Source organism: Roseinatronobacter sp. S2 (assembly GCF_029581395.1).
In the GTDB taxonomy this organism is placed as follows: Bacteria; Pseudomonadota; Alphaproteobacteria; order Rhodobacterales; family Rhodobacteraceae; genus Roseinatronobacter.
The window spans coordinates 1,375,418-1,391,644 of sequence record NZ_CP121113.1 but is presented as its reverse complement, the minus strand read 5'-3'; the positions used below and the strand labels follow the sequence as shown (position 1 = coordinate 1,391,644).

The 16,227-nt window shown below is 63.0% G+C and carries 13 protein-coding genes and 1 tRNA gene; 3 read left to right on the top strand and 11 right to left on the bottom strand.

Features of this window, described 5'->3' with window-relative positions; all coding sequences use genetic code 11:
- Positions 1-9 precede the first annotated feature (9 nt).
- Positions 10-1,182, top strand: a complete 1,173-nt coding sequence (locus P8S53_RS06590; RefSeq protein ID WP_277806346.1) for a peptidoglycan DD-metalloendopeptidase family protein — start codon at positions 10-12, stop codon at positions 1,180-1,182.
- 191 nt (positions 1,183-1,373) lie between these two features.
- Here P8S53_RS06590 and P8S53_RS06585 read toward each other — a convergent pair whose 3' ends face one another.
- Positions 1,374-2,504, bottom strand: a complete 1,131-nt coding sequence (locus P8S53_RS06585) for an FAD-dependent oxidoreductase (protein ID WP_277806345.1) — start codon at positions 2,502-2,504, stop codon at positions 1,374-1,376.
- 143 nt (positions 2,505-2,647) lie between these two features.
- Between P8S53_RS06585 and P8S53_RS06580 the strand changes: the two genes are divergently transcribed.
- Positions 2,648-2,724: transfer RNA gene (locus tag P8S53_RS06580), tRNA-Met, on the top strand.
- A gap of 227 nt (positions 2,725-2,951) precedes the next feature.
- Here P8S53_RS06580 and P8S53_RS06575 read toward each other — a convergent pair.
- The 7 genes from P8S53_RS06575 to P8S53_RS06545 form a co-directional block, all read right to left on the bottom strand.
- The gene (locus P8S53_RS06575; protein WP_277806344.1) at positions 2,952-3,311 is read right to left on the bottom strand and encodes a hypothetical protein; all 360 of its coding nucleotides are present in this window, start codon (positions 3,309-3,311) and stop codon (positions 2,952-2,954) included.
- A 314-nt stretch (positions 3,312-3,625) separates the two neighbouring features.
- A complete protein-coding gene (phnE, locus tag P8S53_RS06570) occupies positions 3,626-4,378 on the bottom strand; it encodes a phosphonate ABC transporter, permease protein PhnE (RefSeq protein ID WP_306417887.1) in 753 nt (250 codons plus the stop codon).
- A 56-nt stretch (positions 4,379-4,434) separates the two neighbouring features.
- Positions 4,435-5,238, bottom strand: a complete 804-nt coding sequence (gene phnE / locus P8S53_RS06565) for a phosphonate ABC transporter, permease protein PhnE (RefSeq protein WP_277806342.1) — start codon at positions 5,236-5,238, stop codon at positions 4,435-4,437.
- Positions 5,235-6,062 carry a phosphonate ABC transporter ATP-binding protein gene (gene phnC / locus P8S53_RS06560; protein WP_277806341.1) on the bottom strand — a complete coding sequence of 276 codons (828 nt, stop codon included), beginning with the start codon at positions 6,060-6,062 and terminating at the stop codon, positions 5,235-5,237. The genes phnE (P8S53_RS06565) and phnC overlap by 4 nt, the downstream gene beginning before the upstream one ends.
- A gap of 78 nt (positions 6,063-6,140) precedes the next feature.
- Positions 6,141-7,088 carry a phosphate/phosphite/phosphonate ABC transporter substrate-binding protein gene (gene phnD / locus P8S53_RS06555; protein ID WP_277806340.1) on the bottom strand — a complete coding sequence of 316 codons (948 nt, stop codon included), beginning with the start codon at positions 7,086-7,088 and terminating at the stop codon, positions 6,141-6,143.
- A gap of 263 nt (positions 7,089-7,351) precedes the next feature.
- Entirely contained in the window at positions 7,352-8,029 is a 678-nt protein-coding gene (locus P8S53_RS06550; protein WP_277806339.1) for a DNA alkylation repair protein, read from the bottom strand.
- A complete protein-coding gene (locus P8S53_RS06545; RefSeq protein ID WP_277806338.1) occupies positions 8,026-8,919 on the bottom strand; it encodes a VOC family protein in 894 nt (297 codons plus the stop codon). Before P8S53_RS06545 ends, P8S53_RS06550 begins: the two co-directional genes overlap by 4 nt.
- A 287-nt stretch (positions 8,920-9,206) precedes the next feature.
- On the opposite strand from P8S53_RS06545, the gene P8S53_RS06540 reads away from it, so the two are divergent.
- A complete protein-coding gene (locus P8S53_RS06540) occupies positions 9,207-9,692 on the top strand; it encodes a MarR family winged helix-turn-helix transcriptional regulator (protein ID WP_277806337.1) in 486 nt (161 codons plus the stop codon).
- Positions 9,693-9,822: 130 nt separating this feature from the next.
- Here the strand turns inward: P8S53_RS06540 and P8S53_RS06535 are convergent, their stop codons facing one another.
- The 3 genes from P8S53_RS06535 to P8S53_RS06525 form a co-directional block, all read right to left on the bottom strand.
- Positions 9,823-11,640, bottom strand: a complete 1,818-nt coding sequence (locus P8S53_RS06535; RefSeq protein ID WP_277806336.1) for an ABC-F family ATP-binding cassette domain-containing protein — start codon at positions 11,638-11,640, stop codon at positions 9,823-9,825.
- A gap of 148 nt (positions 11,641-11,788) precedes the next feature.
- Positions 11,789-12,145, bottom strand: a complete 357-nt coding sequence (locus P8S53_RS06530) for a hypothetical protein (protein WP_277806335.1) — start codon at positions 12,143-12,145, stop codon at positions 11,789-11,791.
- Between the two features lie 130 nt (positions 12,146-12,275).
- Positions 12,276-16,226 (bottom strand): glycoside hydrolase/phage tail family protein, encoded by a 3,951-nt coding sequence (locus P8S53_RS06525; protein WP_277806334.1) that lies wholly within the window; start codon positions 16,224-16,226, stop codon positions 12,276-12,278.
- Position 16,227 lies beyond the last annotated feature (1 nt).

Genomic DNA, 16,227 nt, shown 5'->3' with positions numbered 1-16,227 from the left:
GACAGGAAAATGCATCTGAAACGCCAGGTGACACTATTAAGCAGCGCAGCCCTTCTTGCGCTTGCAGCCTGCGAAGGCTTCGACCCCGACCTGCGCCCTTCAACCGCAGGATTCACCACGGCAGATGCGGCACGCGAGATCACGGGACAGCGCCCAAGACCGGATTCGCGCGGCGTTATCTCATATCCCGACTATCAGGTTGCTGTCGCCCGCAGCGGTGACACGGTCGCCACCGTAGCCAGCCGCATCGGCATGTCAGAAAGCGAGTTGGCAAGTTTCAATGCATTGACACCGGAAACCAGATTGCGCTCCGGCGAAGTGCTGGCCCTGCCGCGCGGTTCAGATGCGTCGGGCGGCGCGCCACGCGCAGGCGATATAGAAATATCCACACTGGCCGACAGCGCCATCAGCCGTGCCGAAACGGGACAGGACACCAGCCCGCGCGCCCCCGCCCCGACCCAACCCGCAGAAGAGCAGCCGACACGCCATGTCGTTCAGCGCGGTGAAACCGCCTTCATTATTGCGCGTCTGTATAACGTAACGCCCCGCGCCCTTGCGGACTGGAACGGGCTGGACCCGGAAATGCGCGTGCGTGAAGGACAGACGTTGCTGATCCCCGTCGGGCGCCAGCAGGACACGCGGCAGGCGGCGGCCGCACCGCCCGAACCCGAAGAAACCACCGCGCCCGGCAGCGCCAGCCCTGCCCCGCCGCCGCCCAGCGCATCCACCCCGCTGCCGGAACCCGTGCCTTCGGCGGATCAGGCGCAAGAAGAAGCGCAGGCCGCAACACCGCCTGCGGCCGACCTGTCGCAGGAACGCACCGAAGCATCGCGCACAACCTTCGTCATGCCGGTGGACGGACGCATCATCCGCGCCTATTCGCCGGGCCGCAACGAAGGGATCGGGATTGCCGCAAGCGCGGGAACGAATGTGCGCGCCGCCGCCGCCGGAACGGTTGCGGCAATCACGCGCACGACCGGCAATGTCAATATCATGGTGATCCGCCATGATGACGGGCTACTGACAGTCTATGCCAATATCGACAATCTGGATGTAGCCAAGGATGCACGCGTGTCGCAGGGGCAAAACATCGGCAAGGTCGCGGCAGGCGATCCCAGCTTCGTGCATTTCGAAGTGCGGCGCGGACAGGAAAGCGTCGATCCGATGCGCTATTTGCAATAGCCGCGTTCGTGCAACGGGTCCAAAGGGCAAGCCCGCCAGGGGTGCCCATTGGACCCGCCGCGCGCGAAAGCATGGATCACGTCAGGGCTAGAGCATGTTGCTCAAAAGTGGGAACCGGTTTTGAGCTTCTCGAACATGCGAAATTAATAAGTTAGAGCATATCTTGTGAATGCGAATGAACGGGATATGCTCTAATCACCGCCACGCGGCCCGAATTGCCGCATGAATCTGGCATCAATGCCATCCTTCAGCCGCCACAGCCACCGCCCTTCCAGCGGCAACCCCCATTTGTCAGCCAGTGCCGTCTTGTCGCCAAGTGACACAAGTTTCAGATAATCGCGCTGTGGCTGGTATGCCCGCTGCGGCCCCGCGCCCAGTGCCGCGCGCAGATTGGCCAGCAGAAACGGCGCCTGCCGCACCGCAAACACACCCGCTTTCGGACGGGGGGCATGTGTCATATGGGCACAATCACCCACCGCGAATATCCGGTCATCCGACAGCGTGCGCAAATGGCGGTCCACCTTGACGAACCCGCGTTCAAGCGCCAGTCCGGTCGTGCGAAGCCAGTCTTGCGGACGCGTGCCCGCGACGCCCACCACGAAACTCGCCGGTATGCTCTGCCCGTCTGCACAGCGCAGATGATCCGCCTCGATACCGGTAACTTCGGTATGCTCCAGAACCTCGATCCCGAAATGCGCAAGATGTGCCAGTAACCGCTTGCGGGCAAACCCGCCTATATTTGGCAAGGCGCGCCCCCGGTCAATGACACGCAGCTTATGCGCGCGCCCCGTCATCCTGAACGCCATTGCCAGCGCCAGTTCCACACCGGCCACCCCTGCCCCCAGAACCGCAATATCGGGACGCAGCGCGCCCCTCTCGACGCCGGCCAGCCAGTCCTGCCAACGCCGCGCATATGCACCAAGCGGCTTGGCCGAAACAGCATGTTCAGCATATCCGGGCAGTGCTGGCAGGTCAGATGTGATCCCGATATCCAATGCCGCAAAGTCAAAGCGAATATCCCGAAACCCCGCGCCACCTATCAGCCCCGCCGCCCGGTCCAGCCTGTCGACCTTGCCCAGAACCAGCGTGCCGCCCACCCTGTCGATCAGGTGTTGCAGATCGATGTCCAGATCCTCGCGCGTATAATGCCCGGCAATGAATCCCGGCAGCATACCGGTATAGGGGGCCTTGGGCGCGGGCGTGATCAGGGTAATCCGCGCATCCGGCAGCGGCATTTGTGCCAGTTGATGCAAGACCAATGCATGGGTATGCCCGCCGCCAATCAACACAATTTCTGCGGGCTGCCGCTTTAAGCCGTTCATATCATGTCACTCTTCCAGTTCACCACGGCCACACTATGCCGCCCCCCTGCCAAACACGAGGCAGAAGTGACAATTATCCGTCACAAGGGTGCTATCAAGGTCTTGACGCTGATTCAGCACTGCACTAAACGCAACCCGTGCTTGGCGGAGTAGCTCAGTTGGTTAGAGCAGCGGAATCATAATCCGCGTGTCGGGGGTTCAAGTCCCTCCTCCGCTACCATCAAAACCCGACACTTTGGGTTTTCGCCTTGGATAGCCGCCAAAATCCCTTAACATCAACGTCAAGTCCCGCCTCCGACGGCATCACGGCCACCGCGTTGACGAGTTCGCGGATGATTCCGACCGCGGCGTGGTCGGCTGCGCCAACGATGACCCGCGAGGCCAGCCGGAGTTGCCTTGGCGGTGCGGCTTATCCAGCTTGATGGGAAACGCGCCTGACGCGACAAATCAGGTGTAGGTCTTGATGACCGCCACGCAATTGCCTTTGGTATTGGTGTATTCGAACACATGGCAAAAGCGCCGCCTTGTTCCATCCGACAAAACAGTTTCACCGCAGGCCATGCCGGTTCTGCCATGGGAGATCGCGTGTCCCACAGTGACCGACTTGCACGCGGTGCCCCCTGCAAGGGCCTGATCCAGCGCGACAAAACCTTGCACCACCGCGCCCGTCGGGCGTTGCCAGATAACCGCATCGCTTACTGTCCCGGCCTCAATCCGCCCCGTTTCCAGCGTGATTGCCACATGCTGCGCAAACCGGTTCCGGGGAGAGTTCCCGCAATCCTTGCTGCCGATAATTTCCGTCATCATGTGTGTCGGGATCTGATTTCGCAAAGCATCCTGATATCTAACGGCTGGCCTGCTTTTCCGTCAACCCCGTAGGCGCGGCTCCAGAAGCAGCCACCAACCCGCACAGACTGGCGTGATGCATGAACCCCACCCGTTTTCCGTGTGAATTCATACACTGGGGCGGCGGCAGGGTAAGTGTGCCCATGCAGATGTGTTGTGACGACCTGCCCGTGCCGCGCGGAAATTACGGAATTATCGTCTGGTCCCGCCACAATCAGGAACGCACGGGCCTGCTTCGCGCGCCCCGCAACTGTGCACCGGCTATCTGCGTTCGATCATATGATTGCGTGACGCACCTTTGCGGACACCCATTCGCTCACAACCACAGTGCCAAGAATGACAAGGATAATCAGCATAACCTGTGGCCAGGCAAGCATGTTCAGGCTGGAATTCAACTGCGCGCCAATACCGCCTGCGCCCACCAGCCCCAGAATAGCGCTTTCGCGGATGTTGATATCCCACCGAAACACGCTGATCCCGTAGAAACTGGGCAAGACCTGCGGAACGATCCCGTAAGTCAGGATCTGGCCTTGTGACGCGCCCGTAGCGGTGATCGCTTCGACCTGACGGATATCGGTTTCCTCGATCGCTTCATACAGCAACTTGCCGATAAACCCGATAGATCGCAGCGCGATGGCCAGAATGCCCGCCAGAATACCCGGCCCCAGAATGGACACCAACAACAGCGCCCATATCAGCGAATTGATGGACCGCGTGGCCACGATGACAAACAGCGCAACCGGCCGCAGGATCAGGCGTGACGGCGTCGTGTTGGAGGCCGCCAGAAAGGCCAGCGGCACGGCCATTGCGATGCCCAGCAGCGTGCCAAGCGTGGCAATATTGATGGTGTCCCAAAGCGGTGCCCAAAGCCGTTCCATATAAGACCAGCGCGGGGGAAAAGCACGGCTGCCGATATCGGCTGCGGCATTGGGCGCATCCCAGACGAAAGCCCATATCGTGCGTTCCGTCATCCGTTCCCAGCACCAGACAAACAGCGCAACACAGGCCAGCCACCCTGCCCATAGCATCAGGCGCGCGCGCGGGGTCCGATGTGTCCAGACAGGCGTTTCAGCGACAACCACGCTCATTTCATCCACTTTCGCAAATAGCCGGAGGAGTATTCGGCCATCATGACAATGGCGATGATGATCAGCAGGATTGCGCCTGCGCTGTCATACTCATACCGCGACAGCGATGTATTCAGTGCCGCACCTATACCGCCCGCACCCACAATCCCGATCACAGCGGATTCGCGGAAGTTGATGTCCAGCCGATACAGCGAAAGCCCAAGCAGGCGGGGCATGACCTGCGGTTGAATGGCGTAATTGATCAGCTGAAGCCAGCTTGCGCCAGTGGCGCGGATCGCCTCTGACTGCGCCTCGTCTATGTCTTCGATATCTTCGGCCAACAGCTTGCCGATAAAGCCGATGGTGGCAAATGTCAGCGTCAGGAAACCTGCAAACGCGCCAAAGCCGAACAGCGCCACGAAGAAAATCGCCACGATGATTTCCTGCAACGCGCGGCTGACAGCAATGATGCTGCGGCAGACGTAATACACCCAAGCCGGGGCGACATTCCGCGCCGCCCCAACCCCGATGGGAACCGAAATCAGCACCCCCACCACAGTCGAGGTGAAGGTCATGGTCAGGCTTTCCATCAGCCCGTTCGAGATATCGCGCCAACGGGTGGTGAAATCAGGTTGCAGGAATCCTGCGACGAAGCGCTGCGCGCGCTCCATTCCGGCAATCACGCGCGCCCAGTTCACCTCGATCGTGCCAATGGCAAGCACCAGATAAACTATCGCACCGACGGCCAAAGCAATGCGCCATCCCCGCGACTGCACCATCTGCGGCGGTTTGCGCCATGTTGTTGGGTAGGCCGAACTCATAACGCCCTCAGCATCTTTTCGGCCTGCGCCTTCTCCTCGGCTTCGGCCTCTGCATCCTCGGCGGCACCGTTGCGCATCGCGGTCCAGTCCTCCTCGCCATAGATCTGGGTCAGGACAGTTTCGGTCAGGCCCTCGGGCGGGCCGTCAAACACCACACGCCCGGCCTGCAACCCGATAATCCGGTCCGCGAACTGCTGCGCCAGCACCACATCATGAATGTTGATGATCGCAGGCAAGCCACGCTCGCGGCAGATTTCCACGATCAGGCGCATGATCTGGCGGCTGGTTTTCGGGTCAAGGCTGGCGGTGGGTTCGTCAATCAGCAGCAATTCGGGGTCTTGGGACAGCGCGCGCGCAATCCCCACGCGCTGGCGCTGACCACCTGACAGCGCATCCGCGCGCTTGTCGGCATGTTGCATCAGCCCGACACGGTCCAGCAGGCGAAACGCATTTGAAATGTCAGTGGCGGGGTAGCGACGCATGAAACTGCGCCAGAACCCCACATAGCCCAGTCGCCCCGACAGCACGTTTTCCATAACCGTCAGCCGCTCGACAAGCGCATATTCCTGAAAGATCATACCAATGCGGCGGCGTGCGCGACGCAAGTCAGCCGTGCGCAGGGCGGGCAGGTTCACATCATTCAGCAGCACCTTGCCCGATGTGGGTTCCACCAGCCGGTTTATGCAACGGATCAACGTTGATTTGCCCGCACCTGATGGACCGATCAGCCCGACAACCTGCCCCTTGGGCACCTCAAAAGAGACATCCGACAGCGCCTTGTCGCCTGTCTTGTAGGTCTTGGTCAGACCTTCGATCCTGAGCATATGTGTCCCTTTCCGCGTCAAGGGACGGCAGGCAGAACCAGCGCTCTGCCTGCCGTCAGATGTATGGGTGCCGAAAATTCAGTTGCAGGTATAGCTCACGCCCATTGCCGCATCGATCTGGCGGATAACCGACCAGTTTTCCTGAAACGTGATCGGGATGAACTGGCTTTCGCCCTGTGCGCCAAATTCACGTTCCAGCCCGGTGCCGTCCCATTCAAAGCTGAAGAAAGCTTCCTGAATTTTTTCCTGCAAGTCGGGATTCAGGTTATAGACCGTGCCATAGCCCGAGGTCGGAAAAGTGTCGGATTTATAGATCGTGACCAGATCATCACGGCTGACCACATCGCGCGCGACCATGCGTGTCAGAACCGAATTGGCGATGGCGGCAGCGTCATAGTCCTGATTGGCCACACCAAGGATCGAGTTGTCATGTGCGCCGGAAAACGCAGGCGTGTAGTTTTCGTCGACAACCAGCCCGAATTCAGCTTCCAGCAGCGCTTGCGGTGCCTTGAAGCCGGAATTTGATGTCTCGGCCGTGAAGGCCAGTTGACGCCCGTCTAGGTCTGCAAGCTCTTCGATGCCCGACCCCGGATAGGTGATGATTTCCATCTCATACCCGAAAGAACCATCCTCGGCGGCCATCATGGTGAAGGGGCGGAAACCGGCACAGGCCACGGCAATCGGGTTCGATCCGGTGTTGATGGCTGCGATATGCAACCGGCCCGCGCGCATTGCCTCAAGCTGGGCTGCGTTGGACTGAACTGGAAAGAACTGCACTGGCTTGCCGGTAACTTCAGACATGTGGTCCAGAAATTCGGCCCAGACATCTTCATACACTGCCGGATCCTCGACCGGGGTATAGGCAAAGACCAGAACCGCCGGATCAACCCATTCGCTGGGGTCGGTCGGGATGTCAGCTATCAGATCACCATCTGCATCCGTAAAGCGCGGGTCAAGATTGAAAGCGCCCGCAGGCACTGCCATCGCAAGGCCAAGCGCCACTGTCGAGAGAAGCCGTGCAGTCATGTCATGTTCCTTTCAGGTAACGTTTGTGGCTACGCAGCTAGCCCCCCCTGATGACAGCAGGGTGACACCTGCATGAAGGTTTGATGACAATTCGGAACAGGAAAGACCCGTCAGGAAGTCTATGCGCCAACAGATGTCACGACAGGTGTCAGCACTGCCGCAAGGGCATAAGTGCAGGCGCAGGATTTAGCGCAGGCATGCCCGCCCGGCCCAACGATCAATCGTCGATTGTCCCTACAGATCATCCCGGCGGGCAACGCGCCTCATTCCAGTGCGCGCCGCACCTCGCGCGCAAGCCGCGCTTCGGTTTGGCCCTGCGGCCCCATGCGATCGGCCCAGTCCAGTGCCGCGCTGCGCAATGCGGAATTGCGCTTGCCGGTGGCGCGCACCGCCATCGAAATGGCCTTGCTGACATGCGGGCGCGCATCATCGGCGCAGGTTTCCGCCAATGCCAGCGCCTCCAGAAACGGCGGGTCGCCGGCCTGCTTGTCATGAACCGACAGCCCCCAGACCAGCGCAAAACCCGCCCGCCGTGTATAAAGCCGATCAGACGCCGCCCAGCGGGGCACGGCCTGCCACGCCTCCGGTGTCTTGTCGAACAGGCGAAAGCAGGCGGTGTCGCATATGGCCCAATTGTCGAATTCGGCCACCATCGCATCCATGCGCGGCAGCGTCAGCGTGGCGGGGTCGTCCAGCAGCAGCGCCAGCGTGCGCATCTCATACCCGCCATCAGCCCAGAGTGCGGCGGCAAGTGCGGGGTCTTTCGGGCGCTTGCGCGCGAAGGCCAGCATCTGCCCCATGGCAACGCCCATGGCACGGTCGTTCGGGATGCCGTAGCGCCGCAGCTTCTGCCGTTCCGTGTCGGATGCACTGGCCGCCAGCCAGTCCCTGACCCCCGCCAGTGTCAGCGGTGTCGTATCCGCACGCGCCGCGCCGCTCATTTCGCCGCGCGTTCAAGGGCGGCAATGTCGATCCGTCCCATACCAAGAAAGGTTTCCATGGCCTTCGGGTCGGGCGACGACAGCAATTGCGGCAGATGGCGGGGGATAATCTGCCATGACAGGCCGAAGCGGTCCTTCAGCCAGCCGCAGCGCTCGGCCTCTGGCACGAATGACAGCGCGTGCCAGTAATGGTCGATCTCGGCCTGATCCTCGCAGAACACGACAAAGGAATTCGCTTCAGTAAAGGTATAGGCATGCGGCAGCGCGCTGTCGCCTGTCATGAAGGTCTGGCCCGCAAGCTGGAACTGCGCGTGCATCACTGTCCCTTCGGGGTCCGCGCCCGACCCGTCATGCCGCAGAATCCCCTCAACGCCGGACTTTGGGAAGATGCTTGTGTACTGCGCCAGCGCCGCCTCTGCCTGTCCGGCCTGCGCGCCGGTGAACAGCAGCATTGGCGTCATCACCTGCCCGCCGGTCTGCGCGGGGTCCCCAAGGGCCAGTTGCCACGACACCCCCCAGCGGTCATCAAGCCAGCCATAGCGCGGCGCCCAGGGATAGGCATCAAGCGGCATGTGGACCTGCCCGCCCGCGCCAAGTTCTTGCCAAGCGCGATCAAGGGCTGCACGGTCGTTGATATTCAGGAAATATGACACTGCCGGTGTCGGGCGAAACCGCGGCCCGCCATTCAGCGCCAACATGGGCTGCCCGCCCAGGTGCATCTGGACGTTCATCGCCGTGCCCTCTCGCTGGCCATGAACCTCAATACCGGCCTTACCATAACGGCTGACCGTGCCAATACCCGATCCGGGCAGCAGCGATGTGTAAAGCGTGGCAGCCGCTTCGGCGGCGCTGTCGAACCACAGATGCGGGATGATCTTCTGGCCAGTCATATTACCCGCCCCGCAACCCGCAAAAAACCGTCAGTATACGCGTGTCTTGCTGTGGGAACATGCGCATGAATGCTGGGCATGGGCTGACTCCTTCTGGTCTGGGGGCGCGCGGCAAATTGAACTTGCGGCCCCACCGTGGCAGTTTGTGGCTGGACACATTGCGGGCACGCGGTCACAGCTCATCCGGAACATCTCTTTGACTTGAATATCAGAACTCTCTTGCATATACAAGTTTATGACATACATCACATGAGGCAAGACACATGACAGGAATGACGGGCTGAACAATGGACCACCTTGACGCGGCGCGGATCATGGCCGCCGACTGCCTGTGCTTTCGCGCCCGGCGTGCGGCGCGGGCAATCACACGGGCCTATGACGCCGCCTTGCGCCCCACCGGGTTGCAGGCCACGCAGGTGACGCTGATGAATGCCATCACATTGGGGCCGGATGGCGCGCAGCCAATGGGGCGCCTGTCCGAAGGGCTTGCGCTGGAAATATCGACCCTTACCCGCAATCTGCGCGCGCTGGAAAAAGCGGGTCTTGTCACGATTGGCCGCAGTGAAACTGACCGGCGCGTGCGGGTTGCGCGGTTGACAGAGGCGGGCAAAACAAGGCTGGCCAATGCGCTGCCCTATTGGAAACAGGCACATGGAGAGATTGTCGCGGCACTTGGGACCGATACCGCCGCAGCCCTGCACGCAGCCCTTGACGCCACATCGCAGGCGATGGCGGCTGCCGGGCATGTGGGGGCCGCATATCAGGGCGACTGAACAGAAGGGCCCGCAGTGATGCGCCAACCACCACCTTCACGCCGCTGGCGGCATGATCGGCGGCAGGGCGGCTACACCCCGATCACTCTGTGCCGGAAGGGCCGGAAAAGGGCAAAAAGCGGGGCGTCGCCTACCCTTCGGATTTTTCCGCCAGTGCAAGCCATTCTTCCTCGGCCGCGGACAGCTTGGTCTGGCGTTCATTCAGCGCTTCGGTGGCCTTGCGAAATTTCAACGGCTCGCGGGTAAAAAGGGCGGGATCGGACAGCAAGTCTGTCAGTTTTGCAATCTCGGCTTCCAGTCGCGCAATTTCCGCAGGCAGCTTTTCCAGCCGGTAAGACTCTGTATAGCTTAGCGCGGGTTTGCTTTGCGTCTGCTTGGCGCGGGACTTGCCCTTCTGTGTGCCGCCCGCCGGTGGCGCAGCGCCGGTCGCGCGGGCATCATCAGGGCGCTGCGCCATGTAATCGGACCAGCCACCGGCATAGGCCGTCACCCGCCCCTCGCCTTCAAACACCAGTGTCGTGCTGGCCACGCGGTCGATGAAATCGCGGTCATGGCTGACCAACAGCACGGTGCCGTCAAAATCGCCCAGCAAATCCTGCAACAGATCCAGCGTTTCCACATCCAGATCATTGGTCGGTTCATCCAGCACCAGCAGGTTGGCCGGTTGCGCCATGATCCGCGCCAGCAACAACCGCGCCTTTTCGCCGCCCGACAGGGACCGCACCGGCGCGCGCGCCTGCGCTTCATCGAACAGAAATTCCTTCAGATAGCCCACCACATGCTTGGGCGTGCCGCGCACCATCACCTGATCGGCCTGACCGGACACGCGCATCAGCGGATCGCCCGTCAGGTTCTCCCACAGGCTGGCATTGGGGTCCAGTTGCGCGCGGCTTTGGTCAAATATCGCCGTTTCCAGATTGGTGCCGCGCCGGATGGTGCCGCTGTCGGCCTCTTCCGCGCCGGTGATCAGGCGCAAAAGCGTGGTCTTGCCCACGCCATTGGGACCGACAAAGGCCACACGTTCCCCGCGCATGACGCGCAACGAAAAATCGCGCAGGATCACCCGCCCGTCATAGGATTTGTTCACGCCCTCCAGCTCGGCCACCAGCTTGCCCGACGGCGCGGCAGTTTCCAGCGCCATCGCGGCCACGCCCTGCCGCTTGATCTGGCTGGCGCGTTCATCGCGCAGGGCCGCCAGCGCACGCACACGCCCCTGATTGCGCTTGCGCCGCGCGCTGATCCCTTCGACCGCCCAGCGTGCTTCGGCCTTGATCTTGCGGTTCAGCTTGTGGCGCGCGTCATCCTCATCAGCCCATATCTTGTCGCGCCAGTCCTCGAACCCGTCAAAACCGGATTCGCGGCGGCGCACCTGCCCGCGATCCACCCATAGCGTGGCGCGCGTCAGACTGCGCAAAAAGGCGCGGTCATGGCTGATCAGCACAAACGCCGCGCGGGTTTCGCGCAGCCGCGCTTCCAGCCAGCCGATGGCGGAAATATCCAGATGGTTGGTCGGCTCGTCCAGCAGCATCAACTCGGGCGCTTCGGCCAGCAGCTTCGCCAGTGCCGCGCGGCGCCGCTCGCCGCCAGATGCAAGCGCGGGGTCCAGATCGGGGTCGAAATCCAGCCCTTCGGCGGCCATTTCAACCTTGTAATGCTCGGCCGGGTCCAAAGCCTGCGTGGCATATGCGCCCAAAGTGGCAAATCCCGCAAAATCGGGGTCCTGCTCCATATAGCCCACCGACACACCGGGCGAGAGGGCGCGCGCGCCGCGATCAACCTCTGCCAGACCGGCCATGACTTTCAGAAGGGTGGATTTTCCCGACCCGTTGCGCCCGACCAGCGCCACGCGGTCCCCGGACTGGACCACAAGGTCAAGCCCGTCAAAAACGGGGTCGCCGCCGAATGTCAGGGAAATGCCGGATAACTGAAGAAGGGGTGCTTGTGCCATGGGCGCGGTATAGGCGCGGGCGCGCGCAGGGAAAAGCGGAAATTTGCACGCTGGCCCTGCCTGCGCCCGCAGATGGCCCGCCCGCCCAACCCCGCTGCACTGCATTGCGCAGTGCAGCTTGCCATCTGCGGGCGCAGGCAAGGCCGGATCAGATGTCGCGTTTGCGCGCCTGTGCCCCGTTGATTCGCCTATCCAGAACGCGCAAAACCGGCCTCCGCCGCCCCGCGCGCCAGTCCAGCACGGCCCCGATTGCAGCACCAATGGCGTCCAGATAGGCCCTGTCCGACGGGCGCGGACACGCCACCGGATGACATGCAAGCGCTGCGGCCATCAATGTCCCGTTGCCAAGTTGCGGATGCACCTTGCCGCAGCGCTTGCGGTAGCAATCCGCGCAATGCGCGTGCGCCAGCAATGCGGCCATGACGCGGGGCCAGCTGTCGCGCGGACGGGCCATCAGCACACGCGCGGCGGCGCAAATATCGCCATGGGTGATCTCGCGCATCATTCAGGCCCGCGCACCGATCCAGCCCGCACAGCCCTCCGGCCCGCGCGCGGATGGCAAGCTGTGGCACGCATGTGCCACAGCGGGGCGGGCGGGTGGGCCATCTGCGCGCGGGCCGGAGGGCAACATCCCCTCATAGGGTGACATCCAGCCGCGCAAATGGCCCCGGCCCCACCACATCCGACAGTTGCGCCACCTCGACCCCGAATGACGCACCTGCCCCGTCGGCCTGCTGCGCGGCCAGTGCGTAGGCCCACGCGGGGCTGTCCACCACCTGTTCGCGCAGCACCTGCCCGCCCTGCACCACGCGCACCACATAGCGTTCCGCCACCTCCGACAGCGCCACATCCGCCACGCCCCAGCCATCCCCGCCACGCCGCGTGCGCCGTACCCAACTAAGTGCCACATCGCCCCCTGCCTGCACCTGTGCGCGCAGATGCACGGGCCGGTAGGGCCGCAGCCCCACGCCCGCGAACACAACGCTTTGGTCACGATGGCTGGAATCAGTCAGCGGGCGGCTGGCAGGGCCAATCCTGTAGGTCCGCTCCAGCCCCAGCGCATCCAGCGGCAGGCCCAGCTGCGCCAGACGGTCGTCCACCATCACCACAACCGCGCCTGCCGGCCAGACCTGCGGCATCACCCCGTCCGTGCCCTGCTGGCCGCGCAACCGCAGGCGCAGGTCATAGGTGTCGGGCGCCACCAGTTCAGCCTCGGAAAACTGGAACACCTCCCACTCCGCACCCGTGCCTATGGCCATCAGGTTCGCGCCCGACAGCACATCCTCCGGCGCAAGCGTTTCCAACGCGCCCGATACCATCTGCACCCGCAGCGCAGGGCCGCGATCCCACAACCCTGCGGGCGCGGCAAAAAGGGCAGTTTGCGTGATCCCCACCCGCGCAGGCGCGCCGATCATCGCGTCCAGCTGAAACGCACCCCCCGCCCCGGCAAGATGCACTGCCACCGCCCCGCCCCATGGCTGCGCGGTCACTGCCAGCCACGGCGCTTGCGGCACTTCCTCGCCGGTGATCAGCGGCAGGTCCAGAAACAGCGCCTGCACCGGCGCGGGCGCCTCAAAACCTGTCAGCATGTCCCCGTCGCGGCCCGTATCGCCCCAGCCATAAAGGCCCGGCTCCACGCGGGTGGCTTCAACTTCGCGCGCATCGGACACTATGGCGCGGTCGATCCGCCACAACCCCGACACCGCATCCGTCCCGTCATCTGTGTCCAGCGCGACCACATCCCCCGCGCCAAGCGCGCTGGAGGGGGGCAACGCAAACCGTGCCGTATCGCGCGCCACGCGCGATTCCGCCAGCCAGCGCTGCACGATCAACTGCGCCTCGCCCGCGGTCATGACAAGCGGCAGGTCGGACCCCGCCGCGCGCAACGCACTGTCATCAGGGAAGGCCGCCTCGGCCAGCCGCAGGTCGAAATCCGCGCCTTCCTCGACATAGCCCAACCGGATGCGCCCGGTCAGATCGGCCTGCGGGGCGCGCACCAGCGTCAGATCGCCCCCCTGCCCCTGCACCAGATCATCGCGCGTCAGCCGCGCCTGCGGGCGTGCATGGCGCATGGCAAAAACCAGCTTGCCGTCGCGTTCTGCCACATCCACGCCATAGGCCAGCATCAGCGATTGCACCATCGCACGCGCGCTGTCGGTGGAGGGGGCTGCAAACCCGCGCACCACGCCATGCACCCGCGTGACATCCACATGCGGCATGCCTGCTGCCGCGCAAATGGCGGCAATCACCGCATCCAGCGGCTGGCCTGTTGCGCGGCCCGTCAACCAATGGCCCAGCGCCCAGTTCGCCCCGTCCGACCACAGCGTGCGGTTGCCCGGAAACCACGGATAAGGCCGCGCATCCCATGCCCATGCATGCGCGCGCGACATATCGACCATTGGCCCGTTATACAGCTCCGATACAGGGTTATGCGCGGGATCGGCCCAGTAGTCGCCCATCGCGCGAAAATATTGCATCTGGATCGCATCATCGCGCCACCCGCGCGAAAAATAGGGCAAGGCGCTTTCGCTGGATTTCGGGTCGACAAACACATTCGGCTGGTTGGTGCCCCGGTCAATGGCCGCGCAGCCATATTCGGTAAACCAGAACGGCTTGGACCGTGGCACCCATGCGGTGGGTTGCGCGCTGCGCACACCATTCACGCGGTCATGATGGTCATTGCCCCACCACCCTGCCAGATCCTTGGTGCGCCAGATCCAATCCTCCCCCCAGTCCGACGCATCCACAATCGGGGTGCGGTTTTGTGCGGCGCGGTCGGTGTCGCTGGCATAATACCAGTCATACCCTTCGCCACCCGCAACATTGGCCTTCAGATAGTCCAGATTATGCACATCCCCCCAATGCGCATCCAGATGGTCGGTGCCGTCCCGCCAGTCCGACAGGGGCATGTAATTGTCGATACCGATGAAATCTATGTTGTCATCCGCCCAAAGCGGGTCCAGATGGAAAAACCGATCGCCGCCCGCAGTGATATAGCCGAAATATTCCGACCAGTCGGCGGCATAGGTCAGCTTGACATCCGGCCCGAGGATGGCGCGGACATCCGCCGCAAGGGCGATCAGCGCGGCGACAGCGGGAAAGCTGTTATCCGCGCCCCGAATTTGCGTCAGCGCGCGCATTTCGGACCCGATGCAAAACGCATCCACCCCCCCTGCCGCCGCGCACAGCGCCGCCTGATGCAGGATAAAACGCCGGTAGCGCCACTCAAGCGGGCCGGAATAGCTGACACTGCCGTCTGATATGGTGAAATCGCTGGCCTGCGCCGTGCCGAAAAACGCGGCCACTTCTGCCGCCGCATCTGCCGTGCCGTCAGGGCTGCCGCTCTCGCCCGGGGCCTTGGACGTTGTAATGCGCCCGCGCCACGGCAAATGCGGCTGGGTGGATGCGTCCGACCACGGGTCCGGCAAGGTGTTGCCGGGCAGAATATCCATCAGGATAAACGGGTAATAGACCACCTTTTGCCCGCGCGCCTTCAGCGCCGCAATCGCCTGACGCACGGATGCATCGGACGGGGTTCCGCCATAGACCGGCCGCCCGTCCACGCGGGGCACTTGCGGGGTTTGCGCGGCTGTGCGCCCTGCCACAACCCATGGCGCGGCTGGGGCCACGCGGTTGGAATATTCGACCTTGGGTTCCACACGGCAACTGCCCGCGCGCAGATCATCGCCAAACCATGACACAATCAGCAGGCTTGATCCGCAATTGGGCAATTCGCGCGCCAACCCGTCCAGCGAGGCCAGCAGATCAACGCGGCCTGTGGGGGAATTCAGGTTTTCGGGTACTTCCTTTGGCTGGTTCAGCAGCGCGGGGCCTTTGTGGGTATAAACGGGCGTAGTAGACAGCGCGAAATCCCCGCTGCCGGGCATCAGGGCCACAGCGCGCAAATGATCGGCCAGTGTCTGGGGGGCGGATTGGGGGTCAGGTGCCGGTGTGGCGCGGATCACTTCGAAACTGAATTGCGGCACGCGGTTGCCATAAGCACCAAGGGCCAGATCCTCGATCACGACATAGGCAATCCCGCGATAGGCCGGCGCGTGCCCCGCCCCTTGGACGGCATCAATCAGCGGGTCGGGCAACTGGTCCTCCCCCCCTATATAGATGCGCAGGTTCAGGTCAGCAGGTGTTATTTCCTGCCCGTCCGCCCAGATGCGCCCAACCCCCAGAATGGGGCCTTCGCACAGCGCCACCGCCAGCGACACCGAATAGCTGTAGGTGCGCACAGTAGGTTCTGGCGGCGATTTGCTGCCACCGCCGCCGCCCCCGCTGGTGCGCCTGCGTTCCACAAAATCGCTGGCCCAGATAACCTGCCCGCCCAGCCGCACCCGCCCCCAGACCTGCGCCACGGGTGTGCCGTCAGATGCGCCGGTCAGGCGCAGGCGTTCAATCCGTCCCCCTTCGATTAATTGCGATCCGCCCCCCGCACCCCCCATCAGGCGCTGATCGATCATGCGCCCCATCGTGGCGCCCACCGCGCGCCCGATGACCATGCCCGACAGGCCGAAAACCGCCCCGCCAAACCCTGATCCGATGGCCGCACCGGCCGCTGCAAGCACTATGGTTGCCATT